Genomic DNA, 9,477 nt, shown 5'->3' on the forward strand with positions numbered 1-9,477 from the left:
CTGTTCGCCTTCGCCCCCTAGCCGGGGCCTAAACTGCCGTTAAAAAGTTAGCTGAGTCAGGAGAGTCCGGATGTTAAAGCGTGATATGAACATTGCCGATTATGATGCCGCGTTGTGGCAGGCTATGGAGCAAGAGAAAGTGCGTCAGGAAGAGCACATTGAACTGATTGCTTCTGAAAACTACACCAGCCCACGCGTAATGCAGGCCCAAGGTTCACAGCTCACCAACAAATATGCCGAAGGCTATCCGGGCAAACGTTATTACGGCGGATGTGAATATGTCGATATCGTTGAGCAGCTGGCGATCGATCGCGCTAAAGAGCTGTTCGGCGCAGATTTCGCTAACGTGCAGCCGCACTCGGGTTCTCAGGCCAACTTCGCGGTATATACTGCGCTGCTGCAGCCGGGCGACACCATTCTGGGTATGAACCTGGCGCACGGTGGTCACCTGACGCACGGTTCTCCGGTGAATCTGTCTGGTAAGCTGTACAACGTTATCCCTTACGGCATCGATGAAACCGGCAAAATCAACTACGAAGAGCTGGCTGAACTGGCGCAAACCCACAAGCCAAAAATGATCGTCGGCGGCTTCTCTGCTTATTCTGGCGTGTGCGACTGGGCCAAAATGCGTGAAATCGCAGACAGCGTCGGCGCGTACCTGTTCGTTGATATGGCACACGTTGCGGGCCTGATCGCCGCAGACGTTTATCCGAACCCGGTTCCTCATGCACATATCGTGACCTCAACCACCCATAAAACCCTGGCGGGTCCGCGCGGCGGCCTGATCCTGGCGAAAAACGGTGACGAAGATCTGTATAAAAAACTGAACTCCGCGGTGTTCCCGGGTGGTCAGGGCGGTCCTCTGATGCATGTGATTGCTGGTAAAGCGGTGGCGTTCAAAGAAGCGATGGAGCCAGAGTTTAAAACCTATCAGCAGCAGGTTGCTAAGAATGCGAAAGCGATGGTGGAAGTTCTGCTGGAGCGCGGTTACAACATCGTTTCCGGTTGCACTCACAACCACTTGTTCCTGATCGATCTGGTCAGCAAAAACCTGACCGGTAAAGAAGCCGATGCCGCTCTGGGCCGCGCCAACATTACCGTGAACAAAAACAGCGTACCTAACGATCCGAAAAGCCCGTTTGTGACCTCTGGCGTGCGTATCGGTACTCCAGCGGTGACGCGTCGTGGCTTCAAAGAACCTGACGTTCGCGAGCTGGCTGGCTGGATCGCTGACGTGCTGGACAACATCAACGACGAAGCGACCATCGAACGTACCAAACAGAAAGTGCTGGAAATCTGCAGCCGTCTGCCGGTGTACGCGTAAGCTTTACGCTGGTCGATGCAGTTCCAAAAAGGATGGCGCAAGCCATCCTTTTTTTTATTGCCGTCGCGGCAGCGCTCTGACAAAGTAGCGGCCACTCGTGCTGCTCAGCAGCATTTTTGCTGGAGGGAATATGGCAATCGGCTCCGCCAAATGGCTCGGTTTGGGCTACTTCACTTACTTCTTCTGTTACGGCATTTACCTACCTTTCTGGAGCGTCTGGCTAAAAGGCACCGGACTCGATGCGGAAAAAATCGGCCTGCTGCTGGGTTGTGGCATGGTGGCGCGTTTTGTCGGCAGTTTGCTGATTGCCTCGCAGGTAAAAAATCCCTCACAGCTGATCACCGCGCTGCGCCTGCTGGCGCTAATGACCTGCCTGGTCGCCACCGGTTATTGGCTGGGGCAACAGTGGATGTGGCTGCTGTTCGTGATGATCGGCTTTAATCTGTTTTTCTCACCACTGGTGCCGTTAAGTGATGCGCTGGCTGCCACCTGGACGCAGCAAATCGGTCTGACTTATGGTCCGGTTCGTTTGTGGGGGTCGCTGGCGTTTGTCATCAGTTCTGCCTTAACCGGTATGCTAGTTACTGCGTTCTCGTCTCAGGCGATTCTGGTACTGCTGTCACTGGGCGCGATCAGCATGTTGGGTGGGATGATGTTAACGCCTGCGACGAAGCCGCAGGGCAGTGAACGTCAGACATCCACCGATGGTGGCTGGCAGGCATGGCGTGATTTGCTGCGCGAAAATGCGGTGTGGCGCTTTATGTTATGCGTGACATTGTTGCAGGGCGCACATGCGGCTTACTACAGCTTCAGCGCGATTTGGTGGCAGGAGAGCGGTTATGCTGCATCGATTATCGGCTATTTATGGTCGCTGGGCGTAGTGGCTGAAATCATCATCTTTGCCCTTAGCAGCCGACTGTTCCGCCGCTGGAGCGCACGCGATTTGCTGCTGTTATCAGGCGTGTGCGCCATCATCCGCTGGACGATGCTCGGCTCCAGCACCGCCTTACCGTTGCTGATCGTGGCGCAGACTCTGCACTGCGGCAGCTTTACCGTCTGCCATTTAGCGGCGATGCGATTTATTGCCGCGCGCAAAGGTGCGGAAGTGATTCGTCTGCAATCGCTCTACTCGGCGCTGGCCATGGGCGGCGGAATTGCGGTGATGACCATGATTTGTGGTGTGCTGTTTGCTCATCTGCAAGGACATCTGTTCTGGGTGATGGCGTTAGTGGCGCTGCCGGCGCTGTTCCTGCGTCCACGCGCCGCTTAACTCTCCAGCAACTGGCGAATGCGCTGCTGCTGATGGCTACTCAGCGGCAGCTCAGCCTGAATCAGCGGCGGTGAAAACAGCGGCAACGAAATGGCATACGGCGTGATCACCAGCGCGATATCGCGCGGCGCGCCTTCACGCTGAAAATGCACAACGTCCTGATAGCTGATGTTAATCGGTAGCAGCGTCATTTCCCGTAGCTGCTGCTCCAGCAACTGCTCCAGCGCGGCATCCGCGCCTGTCAGCAGCAGCACCTGCTTTTCCTGCAATGCACTCTCCTGCATCAGCCAGGCACCAAACAATACCGCCACCAAACTCACCTCTTCAGCACTAAAGCGCGTGGCAAAATTACGGCTGAAATGCTCAAGTGCGCGTTCCGTGGTGCGCAGCAGGCGTGGATAGAGCCGTGCAACATCCAGCGCCACGCTGTTATCAATGCCGATGGCGAAATGACTGCGATCCAGCGCCTGCGCCAGATGCGTAAAGAGTTGCTGAGTAAGTTCGGAGCGATTTTTGAAGGTGGTTTGTGCCAGTTGCTCAAAGCGCGTAATCAGCGCTTCCACTGACTGCATCAGCTTTACCGCTTGTGGATGTTCCAGTTGCGTAGCGGTTGGCGCGTGAATCAAGCTAAACAACAACGTCCAGAAGTCGGTTTCGCTCACATCCGGCGCTATGTGGCAGCGTTTCTGCCAGTGATGAATCACGTCGTCGGCGGCAGCACGTTCGGCTTTTTCCGCCAGCCATGCGCGTTGCCCGTCATTGAACAGCGCGTTTTGTCGCTGACACAGCGAATACTTCATGAAGATTTGCAGAAACAGGCGGTCGCGTGCACTGAAGTCGCGCGCCAGGCGCAGGCTGCAGTGCTGAATCAGCGCCTGCAGGTTGGTTTCATCCCACAGCGCTTTCTCGATTTTCAGTACTTTCAGGCGCTGACGCAGCACTGGGGCAAAATGCTCGCAGACAAAATCCTGCGACAAACGCAGCGCGCGTCGCAGCCAGTGGATCAGGCACAGCCGCCTGTCCAGTTCCGTCCCATGAATGCGGAAGCTGCCATCGACCATCTGGTGTAACTCCAGTTGATGGTAACGCTGTATCTCCTCTCCCACATCCGCGATATCCTGTCGGGCGACAACAGGCGCCACGCCATTTAACTGGCAGAGCTTTTCAAGCGTCAACGCGGGAGCGGGCAGAAATAGCAGCAGTAACAGATGACAACGACGCTGGGAGCGGCTGAAGAGTGGTGCAGAGGAAGGTGCAGAACTCATCAATGGTTTATCCGCAGGTCACTTTTGAGCTAAGAATAGCTAACTCCACGCGGTAACCTTGCACTTTGTCGTGACTTTTGTTCAGAGCTTTAGGGCGGGTCACAATTTTTCTGGACCACTCTACACTTCACTTTAAAATTGTTACTTTATAACACATGAAAATTGCACTCATTACGTTTACGCTGTTGTTCAGCACCGCAGCCTGGTCACATCCGCACAGCTTTATTGACATGAAAACCGAGTTCATCAGTGACAACCAACATCTTAGCGGCATGAAAATGGTGTGGACCATGGATGAGATTACCTCCGCCGATCTGCTGTACGACGCAGGTAAGGCCAAACCTGGCGATGTGGTATGGAAAAAGCTGGCGGCGCAGGTGATGGCCAACGTGCTCGGTCAGCACTATTTCACTGAAGTGTGGCAGGACAAGAATCGGGTCAAGTTCCTCAATCTGCCGAAAGAGTACAACTTATCGCGTAACGGCAACAAAGCGGTGCTGGAGTTCATCGTGCCGTTTGGCGAGCCACAGTTATTAAGTGCGAAGCAGTATCGCATTCAGACCTTTGATCCCAGTTATTTCGTTGATATGTATTACGATAATCCACAGGCATTAACCATGGACGACACCGTTAAATCCCATTGCCAAATCGATCTGCACTCGCCGAAACCGGATGACTCGCTGAAACAATATGCGCTGTCGCTGGATAAAGCCGATGCGCCGCCGGAGGATATGGACCTTGGCCAGCAATTCGCCCAAACGGTAACGCTGACATGTCACTGATTTCACTGCCTTCCCGCTCACGTCGGTTATGGCTGCTGTGGCTGATGGCGGCGTTATTACTGCTAGCGGGCGTGCTGCTGTGGCAGCACTGGTCGCAGATTTTGCTGCAAAGCGTGCTGTGGCAAAAAGTTCTGAATCGTGAGATGACGCAGCTGTTGCAGCAGGTTGCTGAACAACCGCAGCAGGCGGGCGTGACGCTGATGCTGTTCAGCCTTGCATATGGCGTGTTGCATGCGCTGGGTCCGGGACACGGCAAAGTGGTGATCACCACCTTCCTCGCCACTCATCCGGCAAAGTTGAAAACCAGCATGAAACTGACGCTATTGGCGGCATTGCTGCAGGGCGGCGTGGCGATTGGTTTGGTGACGCTGATGCTGGTGGTGCTGCAAACCTCGTCGCGCCAGATGCATCTCGGCAGTTACTGGCTGGAGAAGGGCAGTTATCTGCTCGTTGTCGCGCTGGGGGTTTGGGTCGGTTGGCGTGCATTACGATCGCTGCGCCAGCAATTGCGCCCTCAGCCAAAGCTGCAGATCCACTCTATTCGTCCTACACATCAGCATGATGAACACTGCGGCTGCGGTCATGCACATCTGCCCAGCGCTGCGCAAATGGATCAGGCGGTTAGCGCTAAAACGCAGGCGCTGGTGGTGTTTTCCATGGGGCTGCGGCCCTGTTCCGGTGCCATCATGATGCTGCTGTTTGCCAAAGTGATCGGCGTTTATGCGTGGGGCGTTGCCTCTGCCGTGGCGATGGCGGTGGGTACAGCGTTGACGGTTTCGGCGCTCGGCTTGTTAGTGCAGCGTTCCCGTGTGCTGGCGCAACGTTTAGGACAGGCTGGCGGCAGCCATCCTGCGGCCAGGCTGCTGGTTCCGCTGCTCGCCTTATTGGGCAGCGTGCTGTTAATCGTTGCGGGCGTTGCATTATGGCAAAGTGCTTCACCGGGCATTGGCGGCGGAATTCGTCCTTTTTGAAATTAGGATGTTTGGGTAGTGTAAATAACTCACTTCTGCAAGTGTTCCCCCTTCAATAGTTAATTAAATATCTCCTCCTGGTGTGCTGGTGAAAATAGATTTCTCTGTCTAAGATAAATTACACCAGTCAATGCTCTGGTGAATTGAGAAATTATAATATTTCAGAAAAACATTCTGCGAGGAGAAAACGATGCCTGAAACTCGGATTAATAATGGCAGCGTGGATACGGTGCATGAAGTGCATGGCGGCCTACCATTAAAGCGTATTTCCTGGAGCGCAGTATTTGCCGGCGTTATCGCTGCGCTAATCATTCATCTTTTATTGGGGATATTAGGTACCGCGATCGGTGCAACATCCATCGATCCACAACAGGAACAAAATCCGCTGCAGCATCTGGGAACCGGTGCATTAATCTGGACGGGCGTGAGTATGCTGATTGCCATGGCCGTCGGTAGCTATGTGGCGGGACGTTTGGCACAGCGCGAAGGGGCGATGCACGGATTATTAATGTTTGGTGTCAGTACCATTTTGACATTATGGCTTGCCATTACCCTTGCGACTGGCGTTATTGGCGGTGCCTTTAATATTTTAGGTGCTGGCGTAAATGCCGTGGGCAATGGAATTTCCGCAGCTGCGCCATCACTGACCAATATGGCAAAAGAGAAGCTGCAGGAAAGTAATATCAATTTAGATGATTTAAAAAACGAATTACAAACCACGCTGCGTCAAACGGGTAAGTCAGAATTACAACCTGAGAATCTGCAAAAGGATGTAAATAACGAAGCCAATAATGCGCAAAATCAAGCGGAACAAACTGCACAAAATCCACAGAATGCTGATAATGATCTGGCTAATTGGTTGAAAGGCGTTATGAATCGTCATTCTGATACATTGCAGGCTGCCGATCGTGATGCGCTGAAAAATATTATTAAAGCGCGTACCGGTAAAAGCGATCAGGAAGTTGAGCAGATTGTGACGCAGACTGAGGAGAGCTACAAAAAAGCCGTACAGCAATATCAGCAATTGAAACAGCAAGCGGAGCAGAAAGCGCGTGAAGTGGCTGAGCAAGCCGCTGCCGCGACGGCAAAAGCAAGCTGGTTCACCTTCTTTATGCTGGTGATTGAAGCGGTACTGGCGGCCTTGATGGGACGCGTGGGGCGTAAGACGCAGCCGCGTCAGGTATTTAGTCACGAACGTCGGTAATAAAAAAGGCGGCTGATTCAGCCGCCTTTTCTCACTTAGCGCTTCAGCGCTTCACTCAATTCTTCTCGCATCGATGCCAGCATCGCTTTCACTACGCGTGGGTTACCCGCAACGATGTTACCTGACATCACGTAACCGTGGTTGCCGGTAAAGTCAGTCACCAGGCCGCCCGCTTCACGCACCAGCAGTTCGCCCGCGGCAAAATCCCACGGCTTCAGGCCAATTTCGAAGAAACCATCAACGCGACCCGCAGCGGTGTAAGCCAGATCCAGCGCCGCTGAACCGGTGCGACGGAAATCGGCACACTGAGTAAACAGTTTGCCAACGATGTTGATGTAAGGCGTTGCGTGCTGCTTCAACTTGAACGGGAAGCCGGTAGCCAGAATGGTGCCATCCAGATCGCGAGCCGTGCTGCCGCGCAGGCGATAGCCGTTCAGCTGGGCGCCCTGACCGCGTACGGCGGTGAAGAGTTCGTTACGCATTGGATCGTAAACCACAGCGACTTCGGTGCGGCCTTTAATGCGCACAGCGATAGATACTGAGAAGTGTGGAAGACGCTTGATGAAGTTGGTGGTGCCATCCAGCGGATCGATTACCCATTGAATGTCCTGATCTTCGCCCGCCAGTTCACCGCTTTCTTCGGTGATGATGGTGTGTTTCGGGTACGATTTACGAATTACTTCGATAATCAGACGTTCTGCGTCACGGTCAACATTGGTAACGAAGTCGTTGCTGCCTTTCTGGCTAGCTTCAACTGCGTCCGGGGTTTCATAATTCTTGGCAATTAAATTTCCGGCCTTGCGCGCTGCGCGCACGGCGATGTTGAGCATCGGATGCATCGGTATCTCTCGCTGGATGTTAAAGAACGGGGAAAACGGCGCGGAGTATATCAGTGTGTTCAGCAAATGTCCTCTTTTTATGTTAGGATGCGCGCCATCATTTCCCTGACCGCTTCTAATTATGCTGCAGAATATCCGAATCGTACTGGTAGAAACCTCGCACACGGGCAACATGGGCTCGGTCGCACGCGCGATGAAAACCATGGGCTTAACCAACCTTTATCTGGTCAATCCGCTGGTGAAACCGGATTCACAGGCCATTTCCCTCGCCGCCGGTGCCAGCGATGTCATTGGTAATGCGCGCATTGTCGATACCATGGATGAAGCCATTGCCGGCTGTAGTTTGGTGGTTGGCACCAGCGCACGTTCACGTTCACTGCCGTGGCCAATGTTGGATTCACGTGAGTGCGGCATTAAGAGCGTGGAAGAGGGCCAGCAGGCGCCGGTTGCGTTGGTGTTTGGCCGCGAGCGCGTCGGCCTGACCAACGAAGAGTTGCAGAAGTGTCACTATCACGTCGCGATTCAGGCCAATCCGGAATACAGCTCACTGAACCTGGCGATGGCGGTGCAGATCATCGCTTACGAAGTGCGCATGGCCTGGCTGGACGCGCAGGAAAAAGCCGCGCCGACGGAGCAAGCTGTCGAGTCGCCGTATCCGCTGGTTGACGATCTCGAGCGCTTCTATCAGCACATCGAGCAGATGATGCTAAACAGCGGCTTTATCCGTGAAGGTACGCCAAGCCAGGTGATGAGCAAGCTGCGTCGTTTATATACGCGTGCGCGTCCGGAACGCGACGAGCTGAACATCCTGCGCGGCATGATGGCATCGTTCGAAAAGCGCAAAGGTAATGTGGATAATAGTTGAGTAAAACACTTGGTTAAATAGTTGAGCAAATTACTAGGTTAAATAGTTGACCGTTTTACTCAGGAATGTCAGACTGCATCCAATTCATCAGATAACCCGCCGATAACCGGACGGACGCTTACGAGGTTGTATGCTATGAGACTGACATCCAAAGGACGTTATGCCGTAACCGCTATGCTGGACGTTGCACTGCACTCCAATGAGGGCCCGGTGCCGCTAGCTGATATTTCTGAGCGTCAGGGCATTTCGCTGTCGTATTTGGAGCAGTTATTCTCGCGTCTGCGTAAGCACGGCTTGGTGGCCAGCGTTCGTGGTCCAGGTGGCGGTTATCTGTTAGGTAAAGATTCAAGCGCGATTGCTGTGGGCGCGGTAATTACCGCCGTTGACGAATCTGTCGACGCCACCAAATGCCAGGGCAAAGAAGGCTGCCAGGGCGGCGAGCGTTGCCTGACCCACGTTTTGTGGCGTGATCTGAGTGAGCGCATTAGCGACTTCCTCAACAACATCACGCTGGCGGAACTGGTGAACAATCAGGAAATCCTCGAAGTGGCCGATCGTCAGAATACGGTCGACAATCGCCGCTTCCAGCAGCATCGTGTGCAAGAAACCATCAACGTTAATCTGCGCGCGTAATCTAACTTAGCGTGGTTTTCCCAACCCTAAATGATTCGAGTTAGAGGAAGGCGGCAAGCGAGCGCATCCCCAGGAGCATACATAAGTATGTGACTGGGGTGAGTGAGTGCAGCCAACGCACCTATAACTTGAAGCATGACGGGTTCATACTGGAAAGGCCGATTCGTGCTATAAAGACGTATGATTTTTTATACGGAGTTTTAGCGCAATGAAATTACCGATTTACCTGGATTACGCAGCCACTACGCCTGCGGATCCGCGTGTCGCCACCAAAATGATGCAGTTCCTCACGATGGATGGCACTTTCGGTAACCCCGCGTCCCG

Annotated in this window: 9 protein-coding genes and 1 pseudogene; 8 read left to right on the forward strand and 2 right to left on the reverse strand. The window is 53.7% G+C overall.

Features of this window, described 5'->3' with window-relative positions; translation table 11 throughout:
* Positions 1 to 70 precede the first annotated feature (70 nt).
* Positions 71 to 1,324: a serine hydroxymethyltransferase gene (glyA, locus tag RTM06_RS03660; protein ID WP_312179998.1), complete on the forward strand. Its 1,254-nt coding sequence runs from the start codon at positions 71 to 73 to the stop codon at positions 1,322 to 1,324.
* A gap of 130 nt (positions 1,325 to 1,454) precedes the next feature.
* Positions 1,455 to 2,594, forward strand: a complete 1,140-nt coding sequence (locus RTM06_RS03665; RefSeq protein WP_312180000.1) for a 3-phenylpropionate MFS transporter — start codon at positions 1,455 to 1,457, stop codon at positions 2,592 to 2,594.
* On the opposite strand, the gene csiE is transcribed toward RTM06_RS03665, so the two are convergent.
* On the reverse strand, positions 2,591 to 3,859 hold the full coding sequence (gene csiE, locus RTM06_RS03670; RefSeq protein ID WP_008101480.1) for a stationary phase inducible protein CsiE: 1,269 nt from the start codon (positions 3,857 to 3,859) through the stop codon (positions 2,591 to 2,593). The genes RTM06_RS03665 and csiE overlap by 4 nt on opposite strands.
* 155 nt (positions 3,860 to 4,014) lie before the next feature.
* On the opposite strand from csiE, the gene RTM06_RS03675 reads away from it, so the two are divergent.
* The 3 genes from RTM06_RS03675 to RTM06_RS03685 all read left to right on the forward strand — a co-directional run bounded on the left by RTM06_RS03675 (position 4,015) and on the right by RTM06_RS03685 (position 6,816).
* Entirely contained in the window at positions 4,015 to 4,641 is a 627-nt protein-coding gene (locus RTM06_RS03675; RefSeq protein WP_312180003.1) for a DUF1007 family protein, read from the forward strand.
* Positions 4,632 to 5,612: a nickel/cobalt transporter gene (locus RTM06_RS03680; RefSeq protein ID WP_312180005.1), complete on the forward strand. Its 981-nt coding sequence runs from the start codon at positions 4,632 to 4,634 to the stop codon at positions 5,610 to 5,612. Before RTM06_RS03675 ends, RTM06_RS03680 begins: the two co-directional genes overlap by 10 nt.
* Positions 5,613 to 5,802: 190 nt before the next feature.
* Positions 5,803 to 6,816 (forward strand): hypothetical protein, encoded by a 1,014-nt coding sequence (locus tag RTM06_RS03685; RefSeq protein ID WP_312180007.1) that lies wholly within the window; start codon positions 5,803 to 5,805, stop codon positions 6,814 to 6,816.
* Between the two features lie 35 nt (positions 6,817 to 6,851).
* Here the strand turns inward: RTM06_RS03685 and suhB are convergent, their stop codons facing one another.
* Positions 6,852 to 7,655, reverse strand: a complete 804-nt coding sequence (gene suhB, locus RTM06_RS03690; protein ID WP_008108283.1) for an inositol-1-monophosphatase — start codon at positions 7,653 to 7,655, stop codon at positions 6,852 to 6,854.
* A 121-nt stretch (positions 7,656 to 7,776) separates the two neighbouring features.
* Here suhB and trmJ point away from each other — a divergent pair, with 121 nt between their 5' ends.
* The 3 genes and pseudogenes from trmJ to RTM06_RS03705 all read left to right on the forward strand — a co-directional run.
* On the forward strand, positions 7,777 to 8,520 hold the full coding sequence (gene trmJ, locus RTM06_RS03695) for a tRNA (cytosine(32)/uridine(32)-2'-O)-methyltransferase TrmJ (RefSeq protein WP_008108285.1): 744 nt from the start codon (positions 7,777 to 7,779) through the stop codon (positions 8,518 to 8,520).
* Positions 8,521 to 8,655: 135 nt separating this feature from the next.
* Positions 8,656 to 9,153: a Fe-S cluster assembly transcriptional regulator IscR gene (iscR, locus tag RTM06_RS03700; protein WP_008108287.1), complete on the forward strand. Its 498-nt coding sequence runs from the start codon at positions 8,656 to 8,658 to the stop codon at positions 9,151 to 9,153.
* A 208-nt stretch (positions 9,154 to 9,361) separates the two neighbouring features.
* Positions 9,362 to 9,477, forward strand: a pseudogene (locus RTM06_RS03705) (hypothetical protein); the annotation flags it as partial.

Source organism: Pantoea sp. CTOTU46764, assembly GCF_031974595.1.
Classification (GTDB): domain Bacteria; phylum Pseudomonadota; class Gammaproteobacteria; order Enterobacterales; family Enterobacteriaceae; genus Pantoea; species Pantoea trifolii.

Excerpts from the sequence above, each read along its gene's own strand:
- glyA (WP_312179998.1), top strand. The coding sequence starts at position 71 with ATGTTAAAGCGTGATATGAACATTGCCGATTATGATGCCGCGTTGTGG.
- RTM06_RS03665 (WP_312180000.1), top strand. The coding sequence starts at position 1,455 with ATGGCAATCGGCTCCGCCAAATGGCTCGGTTTGGGCTACTTCACTTAC.
- csiE (WP_008101480.1), bottom strand. The coding sequence starts at position 3,859 with ATGAGTTCTGCACCTTCCTCTGCACCACTCTTCAGCCGCTCCCAGCGT.
- RTM06_RS03675 (WP_312180003.1), top strand. The coding sequence starts at position 4,015 with ATGAAAATTGCACTCATTACGTTTACGCTGTTGTTCAGCACCGCAGCC.
- RTM06_RS03680 (WP_312180005.1), top strand. The coding sequence starts at position 4,632 with ATGTCACTGATTTCACTGCCTTCCCGCTCACGTCGGTTATGGCTGCTG.
- RTM06_RS03685 (WP_312180007.1), top strand. The coding sequence starts at position 5,803 with ATGCCTGAAACTCGGATTAATAATGGCAGCGTGGATACGGTGCATGAA.
- suhB (WP_008108283.1), bottom strand. The coding sequence starts at position 7,655 with ATGCATCCGATGCTCAACATCGCCGTGCGCGCAGCGCGCAAGGCCGGA.
- trmJ (WP_008108285.1), top strand. The coding sequence starts at position 7,777 with ATGCTGCAGAATATCCGAATCGTACTGGTAGAAACCTCGCACACGGGC.
- iscR (WP_008108287.1), top strand. The coding sequence starts at position 8,656 with ATGAGACTGACATCCAAAGGACGTTATGCCGTAACCGCTATGCTGGAC.